Source organism: Sulfitobacter sp. EhC04, assembly GCF_001650875.1.
Taxonomy (GTDB): domain Bacteria; phylum Pseudomonadota; class Alphaproteobacteria; order Rhodobacterales; family Rhodobacteraceae; genus Sulfitobacter.
On record NZ_LXYI01000033.1, the window covers coordinates 36830 to 54753 of the forward strand.

Annotated in this window: 17 protein-coding genes; 15 read left to right on the forward strand and 2 right to left on the reverse strand. The window is 63.5% G+C overall.

Annotated elements, in window-relative coordinates; genetic code table 11:
* Positions 1-25: 25 nt before the first annotated feature.
* A complete protein-coding gene (mraY, locus tag A8B82_RS14705) occupies positions 26-1108 on the forward strand; it encodes a phospho-N-acetylmuramoyl-pentapeptide-transferase (RefSeq protein WP_067293888.1) in 1083 nt (360 codons plus the stop codon).
* Positions 1109-1217: 109 nt separating this feature from the next.
* On the opposite strand, the gene A8B82_RS14710 is transcribed toward mraY, so the two are convergent.
* Complete coding sequence (locus A8B82_RS14710) at positions 1218-2129, reverse strand: glutaminase (protein ID WP_067293891.1); 912 nt, start codon at positions 2127-2129, stop codon at positions 1218-1220.
* Between the two features lie 73 nt (positions 2130-2202).
* On the opposite strand from A8B82_RS14710, the gene murD reads away from it, so the two are divergent.
* Entirely contained in the window at positions 2203-3603 is a 1401-nt protein-coding gene (murD, locus tag A8B82_RS14715) for a UDP-N-acetylmuramoyl-L-alanine--D-glutamate ligase (RefSeq protein ID WP_067293894.1), read from the forward strand.
* On the opposite strand, the gene A8B82_RS14720 is transcribed toward murD, so the two are convergent.
* Entirely contained in the window at positions 3604-4779 is a 1176-nt protein-coding gene (locus tag A8B82_RS14720; RefSeq protein ID WP_067293897.1) for an NAD(P)/FAD-dependent oxidoreductase, read from the reverse strand. It abuts the gene before it with no gap.
* Positions 4780-4994: 215 nt separating this feature from the next.
* On the opposite strand from A8B82_RS14720, the gene ftsW reads away from it, so the two are divergent.
* The 13 genes from ftsW (at position 4995) to A8B82_RS14785 (ending at position 17886) form a co-directional block, all read left to right on the forward strand.
* Positions 4995-6164: a putative lipid II flippase FtsW gene (gene ftsW / locus A8B82_RS14725; RefSeq protein ID WP_067293900.1), complete on the forward strand. Its 1170-nt coding sequence runs from the start codon at positions 4995-4997 to the stop codon at positions 6162-6164.
* Between the two features lie 24 nt (positions 6165-6188).
* Complete coding sequence (locus A8B82_RS14730) at positions 6189-7289, forward strand: UDP-N-acetylglucosamine--N-acetylmuramyl-(pentapeptide) pyrophosphoryl-undecaprenol N-acetylglucosamine transferase (protein WP_067293904.1); 1101 nt, start codon at positions 6189-6191, stop codon at positions 7287-7289.
* A complete protein-coding gene (murC, locus tag A8B82_RS14735) occupies positions 7286-8707 on the forward strand; it encodes a UDP-N-acetylmuramate--L-alanine ligase (RefSeq protein ID WP_067293907.1) in 1422 nt (473 codons plus the stop codon). The genes A8B82_RS14730 and murC overlap by 4 nt, the downstream gene beginning before the upstream one ends.
* Before the next feature lie 114 nt (positions 8708-8821).
* Positions 8822-9073, forward strand: a complete 252-nt coding sequence (locus A8B82_RS14740; RefSeq protein ID WP_067293917.1) for a DUF2484 family protein — start codon at positions 8822-8824, stop codon at positions 9071-9073.
* Positions 9070-9342 carry a DUF2484 family protein gene (locus tag A8B82_RS14745; RefSeq protein WP_067293921.1) on the forward strand — a complete coding sequence of 91 codons (273 nt, stop codon included), beginning with the start codon at positions 9070-9072 and terminating at the stop codon, positions 9340-9342. Before A8B82_RS14740 ends, A8B82_RS14745 begins: the two co-directional genes overlap by 4 nt.
* Positions 9339-9632: a hypothetical protein gene (locus A8B82_RS14750; protein WP_067293924.1), complete on the forward strand. Its 294-nt coding sequence runs from the start codon at positions 9339-9341 to the stop codon at positions 9630-9632. The genes A8B82_RS14745 and A8B82_RS14750 overlap by 4 nt, the downstream gene beginning before the upstream one ends.
* A 57-nt stretch (positions 9633-9689) precedes the next feature.
* Entirely contained in the window at positions 9690-10637 is a 948-nt protein-coding gene (murB, locus tag A8B82_RS14755; protein WP_067293927.1) for a UDP-N-acetylmuramate dehydrogenase, read from the forward strand.
* Between the two features lie 38 nt (positions 10638-10675).
* A complete protein-coding gene (locus A8B82_RS14760) occupies positions 10676-11623 on the forward strand; it encodes a D-alanine--D-alanine ligase (protein WP_201120829.1) in 948 nt (315 codons plus the stop codon).
* The gene (locus tag A8B82_RS14765; RefSeq protein ID WP_067293933.1) at positions 11611-12495 is read left to right on the forward strand and encodes a cell division protein FtsQ/DivIB; all 885 of its coding nucleotides are present in this window, start codon (positions 11611-11613) and stop codon (positions 12493-12495) included. Before A8B82_RS14760 ends, A8B82_RS14765 begins: the two co-directional genes overlap by 13 nt.
* 30 nt (positions 12496-12525) lie before the next feature.
* Positions 12526-13860, forward strand: a complete 1335-nt coding sequence (gene ftsA / locus A8B82_RS14770) for a cell division protein FtsA (protein WP_201120831.1) — start codon at positions 12526-12528, stop codon at positions 13858-13860.
* 175 nt (positions 13861-14035) lie between these two features.
* The gene (gene ftsZ, locus A8B82_RS14775) at positions 14036-15688 is read left to right on the forward strand and encodes a cell division protein FtsZ (protein ID WP_067293934.1); all 1653 of its coding nucleotides are present in this window, start codon (positions 14036-14038) and stop codon (positions 15686-15688) included.
* Between the two features lie 206 nt (positions 15689-15894).
* The gene (gene lpxC, locus A8B82_RS14780; protein WP_067293973.1) at positions 15895-16815 is read left to right on the forward strand and encodes a UDP-3-O-acyl-N-acetylglucosamine deacetylase; all 921 of its coding nucleotides are present in this window, start codon (positions 15895-15897) and stop codon (positions 16813-16815) included.
* Positions 16816-17016: 201 nt separating this feature from the next.
* Positions 17017-17886, forward strand: coding sequence for an outer membrane protein assembly factor BamD (locus tag A8B82_RS14785; protein WP_067293936.1), 870 nt, complete (start codon positions 17017-17019; stop codon positions 17884-17886).
* Positions 17887-17924 lie beyond the last annotated feature (38 nt).

The window sequence follows — 17924 nt, forward strand, 5'->3', positions numbered from 1 at the left end:
AGATGTTGAGTAAGGACGCGTTTGAATGCTCTATTGGTTGACCCTGCTTTCGGATGGCGGCGACTTCTTTAACCTGTTTCGCTACATCACCTTCCGGGCGGGCGGGGCGTTCCTGACCGCGCTGGTCTTCGGCTTTCTTTTCGGGCGGCCCCTGATCGCGGTGCTGCGCCGCAGGCAGGGCAAGGGCCAGCCCATTCGCGACGATGGCCCCGCCGGGCATTTCGTGAAGGCGGGCACGCCGACCATGGGCGGCCTGCTGATCGTGGGGGCGCTGCTGACCTCGACACTGCTGTGGGCACGGCTGGACAATCCCTTTGTCTGGCTGGTCCTGTTCGTGACGATGAGCTTTGCCGCCATCGGATTTGCCGACGATTATGCCAAGGTTAGCAAGCAAACCACATCAGGTGTGTCTGGCAAGATACGGTTATTGCTTGGGTTTCTGATTTCCGGCATTGCCGGTTTCTGGGCCGCGCAATATCATCCCGAAGCATTGCAATATCAGTTGGCCCTGCCGGTCTTCAAGGATACGCTGATCAACCTAGGGGTTCTCTTTGTGCCGTTCTCGATCATCGTGATCGTGGGGGCGGCCAATGCGGTGAACCTGACCGATGGTCTGGATGGTCTTGCGATCATGCCGGTGATGATCGCGGCCGGCACGCTGGGGGTCATCGCCTATGCGGTGGGGCGGGTCGATTTCACCGACTATCTGGATGTGCATTACGTGCCCGGCACCGGCGAGATCCTGATCTTTACCGCCGGGCTGTTTGGCGGGGGGCTTGGCTTTTTGTGGTACAACGCCCCGCCAGCGGCGGTCTTCATGGGCGATACCGGGTCACTGGCCCTGGGCGGGGCCCTGGGGGCGATTGCGGTGGCGACCAAACACGAGCTGGTGCTGGCGATTGTCGGCGGGCTGTTTGTGGTCGAGGCGCTGTCGGTGATCATTCAGGTGCTCTACTTCAAGCGCACCGGCAAGCGGGTCTTTCTGATGGCCCCGATCCATCACCACTATGAAAAGAAGGGCTGGGCCGAGCCGCAGATCGTGATCCGGTTCTGGATCATCTCGCTGATCCTCGCGATGATCGGTCTGGCGACGCTGAAGGTCAGGTGATTGCGCTGGCGCGCCGCGTGCCGCGGGCGTAGACGGCGCGCCGGGGCGCGCGCCGGTGGCGGCGCTGCCTCCACACCTCCGGTATATTTGTGGAACAATGAAACGGGGGTCAGAAAATCGACCAGCCCATTCTTGTGGTCAGCTCGGCAAGCGCTTCGGTGCCCCTGTGGGAATTGCCGTAGCGGTTGAGACCGGGGCTCCAGACCGCGATGGCGGCCTGGTGAGGCACGATGGCAAGGATGCCGCCGCCGACGCCGCTTTTGCCGGGAATGCCGACACGGTAGGCGAAGTCACCCGACCCATCGTAATGGCCGCAGGTAAGCATCATCGCATTGAGGCGGCGGATGCGGCGGGGCGAGACCAGGCGCGGCATGTTCGGCGCATGGATCAGGAAGCGGCCCGCCATGGCAAGCTGGGTGGTGGTCATCTCGATCGCGCAGTGGTGGAAGTAGGTGCCCAGCACCTTGTCGGGGCTGTTGATCAGGTTGTCGTGGGCGGCCAGGAAATGCGCCAAGGCGAAATTGCGGTGGCCATATGCGGTTTCGGAGGCCGCGACGGTTTCGTTGATGTGAATATCCCCGGACCCGGCGGCGCTGCGCACAAACTGGATGATCTCTGCCAGGGCCTCGCGCGGGGCGCGGTTGCCCAGCACCGCATCGGTAGTGACGATGGCACCTGCGTTGATGAAGGGATTGCGGGGACGGCCGTTTTCCTGCTCAAGCTGGACGATGGAGTTGAAGGCGCGGCCCGAAGGTTCGCGGCCCACCCGTGTCCAGAGCTGGTCGCCCGCCCGGCCAAGGGCGACGGCGAGGGTGAAGACCTTGGTGATCGACTGGACGGAGAACGACACGCCGTGGTCGCCTGCCTGGTGCAACCGGCCATCGGCGGTGACGACAGAGATGGCGAATTGCGCCGGATCGACCTCGGCCAGTTGCGGAATATAGCTGGCCACCTTGCCCCAGTCGGCATCCAGCCGCGCCTTGTGGTCAAGCTGGTGCAGGACGGTATCGAGGTCTGGCATTCTGGGCGCTCCGGCTTGTGAAGGGCGCGTATTGCGACCATTCTGCGGGCCAACGGGTAACAGGGGTGATGCAATGATTCCAGTACGGGGATTGGAAGGCGCGCGGGTGGCGGTGCTGGGTCTGGGCCGGTCGGGTCTGGCGGCAGCGCGTGCGCTGGCGGCGGGCGGTGCGCTGCCGCTGTGCTGGGACGACAACGCGGACGCCCGCGCCAGGGCAGAGGCCGAGGGGCTGGCCTGCGCCGATCTGCGGAAACCCGGTGCCTTCGATGCCATCGCCCGGCTGATCGTCAGCCCCGGTATTCCGCATCTATATCCGACCCCGAATCCGGTGGTGGCGGCGGCGCTGGAGGCGGGCGTGCCGGTGGATAACGACATCGGCCTTTTCTTTCAAAGCTTTGCCACCGCGGATTGGGACGGATTCGACGTGATGCCCCGTGTGGTTGCGGTGACCGGGTCAAACGGGAAATCCACCACCTCGGCGCTGATCCATCACATTCTGGAACACGTCGGTCGGCCCTGCCAGCTGGCCGGCAACATCGGCCGCGGGGTGCTGGACCTGGAGCCTGCGGTGGACGGCGAGGTGGTGGTGCTGGAACTGAGCAGCTACCAGACCGATCTGGCGCGGGCCCTGACGCCGGATGTGGCGGTTTTTACCAATCTCAGCCCCGATCATCTGGACCGGCACCACGGGATGGGCGGCTATTTCGCGGCCAAGCGGCGGCTCTTTGCCGAGGGCGGGCCGGACCGTGCCGTGATCGGCGTGGACGAGATGGAGGGGCGGTATCTGGCAGGCCAGATGACCGAAGGCCGCGCCGATGACCGGGTGATCCGCGTCAGCGTGACCCGCAAGCTGACCGGGCCGGGCTGGCAGGTCTTTGCGCGCAAGGGGTTCCTGTCGGAGTACCGCAAGGGCAAGCAGGTGGCTTCCGTCGATCTGCGCGCGGTGGCGGGGCTGCCGGGGGCGCATAACCATCAGAATGCCTGTGCGGCCTTTGCCGCCTGCCGGTCGCTGGGGCTGGCACCACGGGTGATCGAGGCGGCGTTTCACAGCTTTGGCGGGCTGCCGCACCGGTCCCAGACCATCGCGGAGGTGGGCGGCGTGCGCTATGTCAACGACAGCAAGGCGACGAATGTGGATTCCGCCGCCAAGGCGCTGGCGGCTTTCGACAAGATCCGCTGGATCTGCGGCGGGCTTGAGAAAGACGGTGGGCTGGACGGGCTGGCCGGTGCCACGGGTGGTGTGCGCAAGGCCTATGTGATCGGGCGCGAGGCCGCCGGATTTGCCATGCAGCTGAATGTGGAGGCAGAGGTTTGCGGCACGATGGAGGTTGCCGTGGCGCGGGCGGTGGCAGAGGCGGAACCGGGTGACGTGGTGTTGCTGGCCCCGGCGGCGGCCAGTTTTGACCAATACGACAGTTTCGAGCGCCGGGGCGAGGATTTTGCCGCGCGGGTCGCGGCCGAGACCGCAGGCTGATCAGCCTGCGATGTCGCGGGCGGCGGCCATGGCAGAGGACCAGGCCCACTGGAAATTGTAGCCGCCCAGCCAGCCGGTGACATCGACCGCTTCACCGATGAAATAGAGCCCCGGCACGGCAGGGGTCATCATCGAGCGGGAAGAGAGCGCGTCCGTATCCACGCCGCCAAGGGTGACTTCGGCGGTGCGGTAGCCTTCGGTGCCGCCGGGGGTCAGATGCCAGTTTTGCAAATGCGTCACCAGGCTTTGCAAACCTGTGTCGGACCAATCCGCCAGATTGCCAGTCAGGTCCATCTGCTTGGCCAGATGGTCGACCAGCCGCGCGGGCAGGTGTTGGGCCAGTTCCGTGGTCAGGTTCTTGCGGCCCCGTGCCTGGCGGCGCGTTCTCAAATCCTCGAATATATCCATTTCAGGGCAAAGGTTTACCGTGATTTCCTCACCCTCTTTCCAATAGGAGGAGGCTTGCAGAACGGCAGGGCCAGACAGGCCCCGATGGGTGAAAAGCAGCGCCTCGTCAAAGCTGGTGCCGCCTGCGGTGATACGCGCAGGCGTTGCGACGCCGGATATTTCGGCAAAACGGCCATCTGCAAAGGTAAAGGGGACAAGCCCCGCCCGAGTTTCCGTGACCGGCACATCGAAGCGGCGCGCGATGTCATAGGCGAGGCCGGTTGCGCCCATTTTCGGGATGGATTTGCCGCCGGTTGCGATGACAAGCCGGGTGGCGGACACTTTTCCAGTGTAGTCAGGGCCTTGCAGGTCAAAGCTAAAGCCGTCTGTGGTGTTTGCAAACTGCGATGCGGTACTTTGCAAATGCAGGTCCACTCCGGCAGCCTGCATCATCCGGCGCAGCATCGCGACGATATCCTTGGCCGAGGTGTCACAGAACAACTGGCCCAATGTCTTTTCGTGCCAAGGGATGCCATGGGCCTCGACCAATGCAATGAAATCCCATTGGGTATAGCGGGCCAGCGCGGACTTGGCGAAATGCTGATTCCGGCTGAGAAAGGCGGAAGGGTCGCAATGCAGGTTGGTGAAATTGCAGCGCCCGCCGCCGGAAATGCGGATCTTCTCCCCCGGTGCCTTGGCGTGATCGACCAACAGGACACGCCCCCCGGCATGTGCCGCGGACATCATGCCTGCCGCACCGGCACCAATGATTGCTGTATCCACTTTCATGCCAGCGGCTTGCCCGGTTCGGGGCGCAGGGTCAAGTTGGCGTGACGCCCCTTGTGCGCCTGCGACACCCGGATGCCTGACGCGGGCCGCTGCCATTCCGTCCCGTGCCTGCGGCGCGCGGCGGAAATGGACTGGCGTGATCTGCAAAATGGCGTTATGCTGACACGCAGACCCCAGAAAATGGGGCGTTTGAGGCAGATTAAGGCAGTGTACCCATGACAGAGATGGTCTATGGCGCGGTTCCCGTTCGGGAAGGTGAGCCAATTCTTCCAAAATGGTGGCGCACGGTGGATCGCTGGGCCTTGTCCTGCGTATTGATGCTGTTCGCCGTTGGCATGTTGCTGGGTCTGGCCGCGTCGCCGCCGCTGGCTGCCAAGAACGGATTTGACCCGTTTCACTACGTTCAGCGACAAGCCTTCTTTGGCGGTCTTGCGATTTTTGCGATGGTGCTGACCTCGATGATGTCACCTGTCGTGGTGCGCCGTCTGGCGGTGCTGGGCTTTATCGGGGCCTTTATCGCCCTGGCGCTGCTGCCGTTTTTCGGCACCGACTTTGGCAAGGGGGCGACCCGGTGGTACTCGCTGGGCTTTGCCAGCGTGCAGCCCTCCGAATTCCTTAAACCCGGATTTATCGTGGCAACCGCCTGGCTGATGGCCGCAAGTCTTGAGATCAATGGCCCGCCGGGCAAGGCGTGGTCCTTTGCCCTGTGCATGTCGATTGTGCTGATGCTGGCATTGCAGCCCGACTTTGGCCAGGCCTGTCTGGTGCTGTTCGGCTGGGGCGTGATGTATTTCGTCGCCGGGGCACCGATGCTGCTGCTGGTGGGCATGGCCGCGATGGTGGTGATGGCTGGCAGTTTCGCCTATTCCAACTCGGAACACTTCGCGCGCCGGATTGATGGCTTTCTCAGCCCCGATGTCGATCCGACCACGCAGCTGGGTTATGCCACAAACGCGATCCGCGAGGGCGGGCTTTTTGGGGTCGGCGTGGGGGAGGGCGAAGTGAAATGGTCGCTGCCCGATGCCCATACCGATTTCATCATTGCCGTCGCGGCCGAGGAATACGGGCTGGTGCTGGTCCTGTGCATCATCGCGCTTTACACCGGGATCGTGGTGCGGTCGCTGCTGCGACTGGTGCGCGAACGTGACCCTTTCACGCGGCTGGCGGGCACCGGGCTTGCCTGTATCTTTGGTGTTCAGGCCATGATAAACATGGGCGTCGCCGTGCGGCTGCTGCCGGCCAAGGGGATGACCCTGCCGTTTGTCAGCTACGGCGGGTCTTCGGTGATCGCCTCGGGCATCGCGGTGGGGATGTTGCTGGCCTTTACACGCAGCAGGCCGCAGGGCGAGATTTCTGACATTCTTGGCCGGGGCCGCGCCCGCTGAGGCCGCGCCCGGACGGAGGACACCATGACCGCACCCTTGTTGATCATCGCAGCCGGAGGCACCGGGGGCCATATGTTCCCCGCTCAGGCCCTGGCCGAGGTGATGCTGACGCGTGGCTGGCGGGTGCGCCTGTCTACCGATGCGCGGGGCGCGCGCTATACGGGCGGTTTCCCGGCAGAGGTCGACATCAGCCAAGTCAGTTCCGCCACCTTTGCGCGGGGCGGATTGCTGGCCAAGGCGATGGTCGCCCCCCGGATTGCAGTGGGGATCCTTGGGGCCACCTGGCGCATGCTGCGCGACCGGCCTGCCGCCGTGGTGGGGTTTGGCGGGTATCCGTCGATCCCGGCGCTGGGGGCTGCGACCCTGTTGCGGGTGCCGCGCATGATCCATGAACAGAACGGCGTGTTGGGCCGGGTCAATACGATCTTTTCGAAACGTGTCGACGCCATGGCCTGCGGCACCTGGCCGACGGCATTGCCCGAGGGGGTCAAGGGCGTGCATGTGGGCAACCCGGTGCGAGGAGCGGTGCTGGACCGGGCAGGGGCGGGCTACATCCCGCCGGGCGATTATCCGATGGAAATTCTGGTAATGGGCGGCTCGCAGGGCGCGCGCATCCTTAGTGATGTGGTGCCGGCGGCCTTGGCCGCCTTGCCGTTGGACATGCTGAAAAACATCCGCGTCAGCCATCAAGCGCGCGACGAGGATGGCCAGCGCGTCGCGGATTACTATGCCGAGAACGCCATCGACGCCGATGTCCAGCCGTTCTTTGACGACGTGCCGCGCCGGATGTCCGAAGCGCAGCTTGTCATCAGCCGCGCGGGCGCGTCTTCGGTCGCGGATATTTCCGTGATCGGGCGGCCCGCCATCCTGATCCCCTTTGCCGCCGCCACGGGCGATCACCAGACCGCCAATGCGCGCGGGTTGGTCGAGGCGGGTGCAGCGGTCATGATCCCCGAAAGCCAGCTCAGCACCGATGCGCTGGCCGAACAGATACAAAGCATTCTCGAACAGCCCGACGCGGCATTGCAGATGTCGCGTGCGGCCCATTCGGTGGGCAAACCCGAAGCGGCAGAGGCACTGGCGCAGATGGTCGAGGTGTTGGCGCAGGAAGGAAAATCAGGATGAACGCAGCAGCAGCCACCAAACTGCCCACCGATGTGGGCCCGATCCATTTTGTCGGCATCGGCGGCATTGGCATGTCGGGCATCGCCGAGGTGCTGATCAACCATGGCTACCGGGTGCAGGGATCTGACCTGAAGACGACCAAGATCACCGACCGGCTGGCCGAACTGGGCGCCACGATTTTCGAAGGCCAAAAGGCCGAGAACATCGAGAATGCCGAGGTGGTCGTGATTTCCTCTGCGATCAAGCCGGGCAACCCCGAACTGGACGCGGCGCGGCTGGCGGGTCTGCCCATCGTGCGCCGGGCAGAGATGCTGGCGGAGCTGATGCGGCTGAAATCCAACATCGCGGTGGCAGGCACTCATGGCAAGACGACAACCACCACGATGGTTGCGGAACTGCTGGTCAAGGGCGGCATCGACCCCACGGTGGTCAATGGCGGGATCATCCATGCCTATGGATCGAATGCGCGCATGGGGCAGGGTGAATGGATGGTGGTGGAGGCCGACGAAAGCGACGGCACCTTCAACCGTCTGCCTGCGACCATCGCCATCGTCACCAACATCGACCCCGAGCATATGGAGCACTGGGGCGACTTCGATACGTTGCGGCAGGGGTTTCTCGATTTCGTGTCAAACATCCCGTTCTACGGGCTGGCGGTATGCTGCACCGATCATCCCGAAGTGCAGGCGCTGGTGGGCAAGATCACCGACCGCCGCGTGGTGACCTATGGGTTCAACGCCCAGGCCGATGTGCGCGCGCGCGACCTGACCTACAAGGGCGGCGTGGCGCATTTCGACATTCATCTGCAGGCCGAGGACGCGGTGATAGAGGGCTGCGAATTGCCGATGCCGGGGGATCACAACGTCTCCAACGCGCTGAGCGCGGTTGCGGTGGCGCGCCATCTGGGGATGAAGCGCGACGAGATCCGCGCGGCGCTGAAAAGCTTTGGCGGCGTGAACCGGCGCTTTACCAAGGTGGGCGAAGTGGACGGGGTCACCATCATCGACGATTACGGTCACCACCCGGTGGAGATTGCCGCCGTGCTGAAAGCCGCGCGGCAGGCGACGGAAGGCCGGGTGATCGCGGTGCATCAGCCGCACCGCTACACCCGGCTGCATCATCATTTCGAGGAATTCTGCGCCTGTTTCAACGATGCAGACGTGGTGGGCATTGCCGAAGTCTATGCGGCAGGCGAAGACCCGATAGAGGGCGCGGACCGGGACGGGTTGGTGGCGGGGCTGATCCGCCATGGCCATCGCCACGCCCGCGCGGTCCAGAACGAGGAGGATCTGCTGCGCCTGGTGCGCGAACAGGCCGGACCGGGCGATATGGTGGTCTGTCTGGGTGCCGGCACGATCAGCGCCTGGGCGAATGCGCTGCCGGAAAAATTGAAAGCCCTCAAGGGGGCGGCTGCCTGACGGGCGGGCCGCTTGGCCATAATTCTGCCGCTAACGCGTGTTCCAACACCGCGACCCGGCTGATCAAAGAGCCCCGGAAAGGGGCGGCGACGAGACGAAGAAGGAGCAGCAGGTATGACTTTATTGTGGATTTCCGTTCTATGGGTGCTGGCATCCGCCGCGGTGGCGATGCTGCCGATGCGCCAGCAATATGTGCCGGGGGTGGCCTTGCTGCTGTCGGCGCCGGTGCTGATCATCGCGATCTCTGTGCATGTCGGGTGGTTCATGGGCCTTCTGGCCTGCGCTGCCTTTGTGTCGATGTACCGCAACCCATTGCGCTATCTCGTGGCAAAACTGCGCGGCCAGCCCTTTGAGGTCCCGCAGTGAGCCCATCGCTCATCCTGGCCTGTCTCTGGGCGCTTTCGGCGAATGTCATCGCGATGACGCCCAGCAGGGATTACCACTGGCGCAACGCCTATATCCTGATTGCCATCGGCATCCCCATTCTGGGCTATGTCACGATGCAGCACGGCCCCTGGGTGGGGCTGCTGGTGCTGGCCGGGGGCTGTTCGGTGCTGCGCTGGCCGGTGATTTACCTGACACGCTGGCTGCGCCGGGGCGCGGGCCGGGTGGAAATGAAGGGACCGGCGGAATGACCACAACCATTGCTGCGCTGATCGCGGCACTTGCCGTCTGGATGCTGGCCTGTGGCTATCAGGGATACCGCGCGCGCTTGGCGGGCTTTCTCGGAGTGCTGATCCTGGGGATGGCGCTGAACATGCTGTGGATGGCACTGCACCTGAATGCCACGCCGCTTGAAGGCAATGCACTGATGGCGCAGGCGGCGCTGATGCTTTACGGGCTTTGCGCATTTGGATTTGGCTGGCTGGCTGGCCGCGTCGTGCGGCAATTCCGTGCCAGCCGTGTGGATGACCAGACGGTCTGAGCCGCCCTGCGGTCGCTGCGGTTTGACGGCTCCGGCCATTGCCGCTAATCCAGCGATATGAACAATATTTCCCTTCCACCCGTGCGCGGCAAGCTGACGGCTCGGCGCCCGCTGAATGATCTGACCTGGCTGCGTGTCGGGGGCCCTGCGGACCATCTGTTCCAGCCCGCCGATCTGGACGATCTGAGCGGTTTTCTGCGCGATCTGCCGGAGCAGGTGGCGATTTTCCCCATGGGCGTCGGGTCCAACCTGATCGTGCGCGATGGCGGGTTGCGCGCAGTGGTGATCCGGCTGGGCCGGGGCTTTAACAGCATCGAGATCAGCGGGAACCATGTGATAGCAGGTGCCGCAGCGCTGGATGCCCATGTGGCACGCAAGGCGGCGGATGCCGGGCTGGACCTGACATTCCTGCGCACGATCCCCGGCAGCATCGGCGGTGCCGTGCGCATGAACGCGGGATGCTACGGCAGCTATACGGCCGATCATTTCGTGAGCGCGCAGGCGGTGACCCGCGCGGGAGAGGTCGTGACCCTGACCGCCGAGGATCTGAATTTCCGCTATCGTCAGAGTGACTTGCCCGATGGGGCGGTGATCGTCAGCGCGGTCTTCGCCCCGCCAAGAGGGGAGCCGGACGAGCTGCATGCGCGCATGGCCGCGCAGCTGGCGAAACGCGATGAAACCCAACCGACAAAGGACCGCTCTGCCGGCAGCACCTTTCGCAATCCGGCAGGGTTTTCCAGCACCGGACAGGCCGATGATGTGCATGATCTGAAGGCCTGGAAGGTGATCGACGATGCCGGTATGCGGGGCGCGCGTCTGGGCGGGGCGCAGATGAGCCCGAAACATTCGAACTTTCTGATCAATGCGGACAAGGCAACTGCAGCCGACCTTGAAAACCTTGGCGAGGAAGTGCGAAAAAAGGTTTACGATTCAAGCGGGATCACGCTAGAATGGGAAATCATGCGGATCGGCGAATTTCAAGGCGCGCCGGACGCAGAGGCATAAGCCGAAAACGGCGAAAACAATAATAACAATGGGCCAGAATGGTCCGGGACAAAGGCACTCCAGTGGGTACGTCGAGCAGGACAACCCCGACAGTGGCGGTACTATTGGGCGGACCCTCGGCAGAGCGCGAGGTGTCTCTCTCATCCGGGCGCGCATGCGCCGCTGCACTGCGGGAACATGGCGGATATAACGTGGTCGAGGTCGATGCAGGCCGCGATCTTTGCGCCATTCTGACCGATCTCAAACCCGATGCCATCCTGAACTGCCTGCATGGGCGTTGGGGCGAGGATGGCTGCGTGCAGGGGCTTCTGGAATGGATGGGCGTGCCCTACAGCCATTCTGGCGTGCTGTCTTCGGCATTGGCGATGGACAAGCAGCGCAGCAAGGACGTGTATCGCCGGGCCGGTTTGCCGGTTGTGGAAAGCCTGATTTGCGGCAAGGCCGAGGTGATGGCGCAGCATGTCATGCCGCCGCCCTATGTGGTCAAGCCGAACAACGAAGGCTCCTCTGTCGGTGTCTACCTGGTGAATGAGGAAAACAACGGTCCGCCGCAGCTTGACGATGCGATGCCGGAATTTGTCATGGTCGAAACCTATGCGCCCGGGCGCGAGCTGACGACCACGGTGATGGGCGACCGCGCCCTCACGGTGACCGACATCATCACAACCGGCTGGTACGACTATGATGCCAAGTACAAGGAAGGCGGATCAACCCATGTGGTGCCCGCCGATATCCCGCAAGAGATTTTCGACCTCTGCATGGATTATGCCCTGCGCGCCCATGAGGCGCTGGGATGCCGGGGCGTCAGCCGCACCGATTTCCGCTGGGACGAGGCCCGCGGCGCTGCCGGTTTGATCCTGCTTGAGACAAACACCCAGCCCGGCATGACGGCCACCTCGCTGTCGCCCGAACAGGCGCAGGCCTGCGGCATCTCGTTTCCCGATCTCTGTGCCTGGATGGTGGAGGACGCGTCATGCGGTCGCTGATCCGCCGCAAGGCCCCCACATCGGTCAAGGCCGATCCGGCACCCTCCCGCTGGGCGTGGCGGATGCAGCGGCTGATGCTGACGCCGGGTTTCCGGCTGATGCTGCGGGCGGGCGTGCCGTTCTGCGTGACGCTGCTGGCCGGGACGGTGTATCTGGCCGACGACGCGCGCCGCACGGCAATCACCGATGCCGTGGCCGATGCGCGCCGCGCGGTCGAGGAACGGCCCGAATTCATGGTCAAGCTGATGGCCATCGACGGGGCCGACGGGCCATTGGCCGCTGAAATCCGGACCGCCGTGCCCATCGAATTCCCGCTCAGCTCGTTTGATCTGGACCTGGGCCAGGTCCGCAGCACGATCAAATCCCTCAACAGTGTGAAGAACGCCAATGTCCGGATCAAACCGGGCGGGGTGTTGCAGGTCATCGTGATGCCCCGCGTGCCGGTTGCGATCTGGCGCACCGCCGAGGGGCTGACGCTGGTGGATGACGGCGGCGCGCCCGTGGGCCAGATCGCCAACCGGGCCCTGCGCCCCGACCTGCCGCTGATTGCGGGCGAGGGGGCGGCGCGCCATGTGCCGGAGGCGCTGGAACTGATCAAGACAACCGAACCGATCGCCGGGCGCGTCCGCGGATTGGTCCGGATGGGCGCGCGGCGCTGGGACGTGGTGCTGGACCGCGACCAGCGGATCATGCTGCCCGAATATGACGCGATACCCGCGCTGGAACGGGTGATCGCGCTGGAAGGCGTGCAAGAGGTGCTGAGCCGCGACGTGTCCCGTGTGGACATGCGGCTGGCCCAGCGGCCCACGGTCAGGTTGACACAAGAAGCCACCGAAGCGTGGTGGGACATAAGGCAGAGCACGGGACAATAAGCCCCGGCCATATAACAAGGCAGTGACACGATGATGGACCTTTACGACAGTCAACGCTCGATGCGGAATATGCGCAGGGTTGCGATGCAGCGGGGCGTGGTGGCCATTCTCGATGTGGGCAGTTCCAAGATCGCCTGCCTTGTGCTGCGTTTCGACGGCAGTGGCGAGCTGGGCGAAGAGGGCGAGATCGGGTCGCTGGCCGGGCAGTCGGGGTTCCGCGTCATTGGTGCGGCCACAACCCGGTCGCGCGGTGTTCGTTTTGGCGAAATCTGCGTGATGAGCGAGACCGAGCGCGCCATCCGCACCGCCCTGCAGGCGGCGCAGAAGATGGCCGGCATTCGCGTCGATCACGTCATTGCCTGTTTCTCGGGGGCAGAGCCGCGCAGCTACGGGCTGGATGCGCAGATCGACCTCGACGGTCAGGCCGTGACCGAACAGGACGTGGCCCAGGTGCTGGCCAATTGCGATGTGCCTGAATACGGCGAGGACCGCGAAGTGCTGCATGCGCAGCCGGTGAACTTTGCACTGGACCACCGGTCCGGGCTGATTGACCCGCGTGGCCAGTTGGGCAACAGCCTGTCGGTGGACATGCATATGCTGACGGTCGATGCCGCCGCCATTCAGCACCTCGCGCATTGCATCAAGCGCTGCGATCTGGAACTGGCCGGTATCGCGAACTCGGCCTATGTCTCGGGCATTTCCTCGCTGGTGGAGGACGAGCAGGAGCTGGGTGCGGCCTGTATCGACATGGGCGGCGGATCGACCGGGGTGTCGATCTTTATCAAGAAACACATGATCTATGCCGATTGCGTGCGCATGGGCGGGGATCACGTGACCTCGGATATTTCCATGGGGTTGCAGGTGCCGACCGCAAACGCCGAACGGATCAAGACCTTCTATGGTGGCGTGCATGCCACCGGGATGGACGACCGCGAGATGATCGAGATCGGCGGCGAGACCGGCGATTATGAACATGACCGCCGCACCGCCAGCCGGGCCGAGCTGATCGGCATCATGCGGCCAAGGGTCGAGGAAATTCTGGAAGAGGTCCGGGTGCGGCTGGATGCCGCCGGTTTCGACCACTTGCCCAGCCAACAGATTGTACTCACCGGCGGCGGCAGTCAGATTCCGGGTCTGGATGGGCTGGCCAGCAAGATCCTGGGCCAGCAGGTGCGGCTGGGTCGCCCCCTGCGGGTGCATGGTCTGCCCCAGGCGGCGACGGGCCCCGGCTTTGCCAGCGCGGTGGGGCTGTCGCTCTTTGCGGCGCATCCACAGGACGAATGGTGGGACTTTGACATTCCTGCCGACAGATACCCGGCACGGTCGCTCAAACGGGCGGTCAAATGGTTCCGTGACAACTGGTGATCGCAATATGGAGTGGCGGGACCGACATAAGGGCAAAATCAGCAAGAAATTGCCCATATGTTGCGTGATTATGGTGTTTTATAGGTGACGATACGGCCTCAAACCGTTAAGATCGCCTGAATTTATGACGAAGAAGCGCTCATGGGACGTGGGCTAAAAAACAGGCGGACAGCACATGACACTGAACCTTTCTATGCCCGGACAGGACGATCTGAAACCTCGCATCACCGTTTTCGGTGTTGGCGGCGCTGGTGGTAACGCGGTCAATAATATGATCGAAAAACAACTGGATGGCGTGGATTTCGTCGTGGCCAATACGGACGCCCAGGCGTTGCAGCAGGCCCGCGCAGAGAACAAGGTGCAGCTTGGCATCAAAGTGACCGAGGGTCTGGGCGCGGGCGCACGCGCCTCTGTCGGTGCTGCGGCCGCCGAAGAATCAATTGAACAGATCGTGGATCACCTGGCGGGCGCGCATATGTGCTTTATCACCGCCGGGATGGGCGGCGGCACCGGGACGGGGGCCGCCCCGATCATCGCACAGGCCGCCCGCGAATTGGGCGTGCTGACCGTCGGCGTCGTGACCAAGCCCTTCCAGTTCGAGGGTGCCAAGCGGATGCGCCAGGCCGAGGACGGCGTCGAGGCGCTGCAAAAGGTCGTCGATACGCTGATCATCATTCCGAACCAGAACCTGTTCCGCCTCGCGAATGAGAAGACCACATTCACCGAAGCCTTCTCGATGGCCGATGACGTGTTGTATCAGGGCGTCAAGGGCGTGACCGACCTGATGGTCCGCCCCGGCCTGATCAACCTCGACTTTGCCGACGTGCGCGCCGTGATGGACGAGATGGGCAAGGCGATGATGGGCACCGGCGAGGCCGAAGGCGAAGATCGCGCCATCCAGGCCGCCGAAAAGGCCATCGCAAATCCGCTGCTGGACGAAATCAGCCTGCGCGGTGCCAAGGGCGTGCTGATCAACATCACCGGTGGTGCCGACCTGACCCTGTTCGAACTGGACGAGGCCGCGAACCGCATCCGCGAGGAAGTGGACCCCGAAGCCAATATCATTGTCGGGTCCACCATGGACGAGGGCATGGGCGGTGTGATGCGCGTCAGCGTTGTGGCGACAGGGATCGACGCGACCGATGTGAACACCGAAATGCCGGTGCCGCGCCGCTCCATGAGCCAGCCGCTGAAGCCGCAGGCCGTGACCGAAGAAGCACCGGTTGCCGCTGCCGCCGCCTCTGTGGCGCAGGAAGACCAGCAACCGCTGTTCAATGACATGGACGTGCAGCGTGTCGCCGCCGAGGAACAGGCCGAGGACATCTTTGCCGAAGATGTTGCCGAGGAAGACGACGGACTGCCAGCACCCGCCTATCAGCCGCAGGTTGCCGCTTTCGAGCCGCGCCAGGAGGAAGACAGCATCGAGGCGGAAGCCGAGGCGGAAAGCTATGTCGCGCCCCGCGCGCCCGCACCCGGCACCCCGTCGCCAGAGGCGCTGGCCCGTCTGCGCGCCGCCGCGCAAAAGGCCAACCCGGAGCAGCAGCCCCGCGCCGCAGCACAGCAGCAGCGCCCGCAGCAAGCCGCACCAGCCGGGCAGGGCGGTCAGGACAAGCCACGTTTCGGCATCAACTCCCTGATCAACCGCATGACCGGCCATGGCGAAGGCGAAGCCCAGGCGCAGCCGCAGCAGCGCCCGGTGCGCCAGCAGCCCCCGGTCCAGCAGGCACCGCAGCGCAGCGCATCGGCGGCACCTCAGCCCTCGCAAGAGGCCGATCCGGACCAGGAACGCATCGAAATTCCCGCGTTCCTGCGCCGTCAGGCAAACTGAGACCTCACATCATGTGACGAAGCGGGCCGCCAATTGGCGGCCTTTTTCTTTTGTTATCAGCACATTGCAGACACCCCAGCACGTTTGCGCCCAATTGTGACAGACATGTTTCAGTCGGTTGCAAAGATTGAGTTGAGTGTACCGAACGGCATCCCTAGTTGTGAGTTCAACTTAGACAGTGATCTATGAACCCTGAGGACGAGCCCGTGCAAACAACCATCAAATCTCCGATCTCCTTCGGTGGCCATGGCCTGCACTCCGGTGCGCCCGCGACGGTGACCGTGAATCCCGCCAGCGCGCATCACGGCATCTGGTTCAAGCGGACCGACATCGCCCTGGGTGACCGGATGATCCCGGCGCGCTGGGATGCGGTCAACCGCTCGCCTCTCTGTACAAAGCTGGAAAATGCCGCCGGGCTGCATGTCTCGACCGTTGAACATATCATGGCCGCACTTGCGGGCTGTGGCATTCACAACGCCCTGATCGAGATTGACGGCCCCGAAGTGCCGATCCTCGATGGGTCCGCCGTGCAATTTGTGCGCGGTTTCATGCAGCGTGGCATCCGTGTGCTGGCTGCCCCGGTCATGGCCTTTGAGGTTCTCAAGGAGGTCACCGTGACCGATGGCGAAGCGCGTGCAACACTGGCACCCGCCGATACGCTGCGCATTGATTTCGAGATCGACTTTGCCGATGCGGCAATCGGGCATCAGCAAAAGACACTGGTGATGAACAACGGCTCCTTTGCCCGCGAGCTGTGTGACAGCCGCACCTTCTGCCGTCGTGCGGATGTCGAGGCGATGCACGCCAACGGGCTGGCGCTGGGCGGCACGGCGGAAAATGCCGTGGTGGTCGATGGTGCCGCGATCCTGACGCCGGGCGGGCTGCGCTATGCGGACGAACCTGTGCGTCACAAGATGCTGGATGCCCTAGGCGACCTGGCGCTGGCCGGTGCGCCGCTGCTGGGCCATTACACGGGCTACCGCGCGGGCCATTCGCTCACCAACACGCTGCTGCGCGCGCTGTTTGCCACGCCGGACGCGGTTCGGCTGGTGACATGCGATCCGACCATGGCGGCCCGGCTGCCCGGCTATGGCCTTGTCTGGGACGAGATTCCGCAAGTCGCCTAAGTCGATTTACCCCCATTGAATCATGCTACAAGGCGCTGTATTTCCGATGCAACGCCATCTGGCGCACTTGTTGTGCAACTTTTGAACGCCACCTTGCTACAAAGCGTGGAAACGAAGTTTTGCATCGCAAAATATTGTGATAGTCAGATGCTTAACAGGGGTCGCAGGACCCTCGCCAGGACCGGACGAAGGGGGTAACGCATGTCTCGAACGATGTCGCGCAAGCGCATGATCGGCACCGTGCTTGTCGTTGCCGCCCTGGGGGCCTGTGGCAACCAGGATACGGGCCGCTTTACCAAGAATTTCTTCAATCCGCAGGAGATCCCGCTTGAAACCTACTCGGCGGAGCAGATTTTCGAACGCGGCGAATTCGAACTGAACCGCCGCCAGCCCGAGGAAGCGGCGTTCTATTTTGCCGAGATCGAGCGGCTTTATCCCTATTCCGAATGGGCCAAGCGGGCGCTGATCATGCAGGCGTTTTCCTATCACCAGGATCAGGATTACCCCAACAGCCGGTCCGCCGCGCAGCGGTTCATCGACTTTTACCCCGACGATGACGATGCGGCCTATGCCCAGTACCTGCTGGCGCTCAGCTATTATGACCAGATCGACGAAGTTGGCCGCGACCAGGGCCTGACGTTTCAGGCGTTGCAATCGCTGCGCGACGTGATCGAACGCTATCCCGACAGCGAATATGCCAAGGCGGCGATTCTCAAGTTTGACCTGGCCTTTGACCATCTTGCAGGCAAGGAAATGGAAATCGGCCGCTATTATCTGCGGCGTAACCACTATACGGCGGCGATCAACCGGTTCCGCGTGGTGGTCGAGGATTTCCAGACCACCAGCCACACCGCCGAAGCGCTGCACCGTCTGGTCGAAGCATACCTGTCGCTGGGCCTGACCCGCGAGGCGCAGACCGCCGGTGCGATCCTTGGACATAACTTCCGGGGCAGCGACTGGTACGAGGACAGCTACAAGCTGTTGACCGGGCAGGGGCTGGAGCCGAAGTTTTACAAGAACAACTGGCTGGGCGCGATTTACCGGCAGACCATCAAGGGCGAGTGGTTGTAAGCAAGGTGGGATAACCACCGGCCCATCGGAAAGCTGTC

What these genes read in the sequence shown, in the direction of transcription:
- A8B82_RS14785 (WP_067293936.1), top strand. Translation starts at nt 17,017, where the DNA reads ATGTCTCGAACGATGTCGCGCAAGCGCATGATCGGCACCGTGCTTGTC.
- ftsZ (WP_067293934.1), top strand. Translation starts at nt 14,036, where the DNA reads ATGACACTGAACCTTTCTATGCCCGGACAGGACGATCTGAAACCTCGC.
- A8B82_RS14710 (WP_067293891.1), bottom strand. Translation starts at nt 2,129, where the DNA reads ATGCCAGACCTCGATACCGTCCTGCACCAGCTTGACCACAAGGCGCGG.
- A8B82_RS14730 (WP_067293904.1), top strand. Translation starts at nt 6,189, where the DNA reads ATGACCGCACCCTTGTTGATCATCGCAGCCGGAGGCACCGGGGGCCAT.
- murD (WP_067293894.1), top strand. Translation starts at nt 2,203, where the DNA reads ATGATTCCAGTACGGGGATTGGAAGGCGCGCGGGTGGCGGTGCTGGGT.
- A8B82_RS14720 (WP_067293897.1), bottom strand. Translation starts at nt 4,779, where the DNA reads ATGAAAGTGGATACAGCAATCATTGGTGCCGGTGCGGCAGGCATGATG.
- A8B82_RS14750 (WP_067293924.1), top strand. Translation starts at nt 9,339, where the DNA reads ATGACCACAACCATTGCTGCGCTGATCGCGGCACTTGCCGTCTGGATG.
- murC (WP_067293907.1), top strand. Translation starts at nt 7,286, where the DNA reads ATGAACGCAGCAGCAGCCACCAAACTGCCCACCGATGTGGGCCCGATC.
- mraY (WP_067293888.1), top strand. Translation starts at nt 26, where the DNA reads ATGCTCTATTGGTTGACCCTGCTTTCGGATGGCGGCGACTTCTTTAAC.
- A8B82_RS14740 (WP_067293917.1), top strand. Translation starts at nt 8,822, where the DNA reads ATGACTTTATTGTGGATTTCCGTTCTATGGGTGCTGGCATCCGCCGCG.
- ftsA (WP_201120831.1), top strand. Translation starts at nt 12,526, where the DNA reads ATGATGGACCTTTACGACAGTCAACGCTCGATGCGGAATATGCGCAGG.
- A8B82_RS14765 (WP_067293933.1), top strand. Translation starts at nt 11,611, where the DNA reads ATGCGGTCGCTGATCCGCCGCAAGGCCCCCACATCGGTCAAGGCCGAT.
- murB (WP_067293927.1), top strand. Translation starts at nt 9,690, where the DNA reads ATGAACAATATTTCCCTTCCACCCGTGCGCGGCAAGCTGACGGCTCGG.
- ftsW (WP_067293900.1), top strand. Translation starts at nt 4,995, where the DNA reads ATGACAGAGATGGTCTATGGCGCGGTTCCCGTTCGGGAAGGTGAGCCA.
- A8B82_RS14760 (WP_201120829.1), top strand. Translation starts at nt 10,676, where the DNA reads ATGGTCCGGGACAAAGGCACTCCAGTGGGTACGTCGAGCAGGACAACC.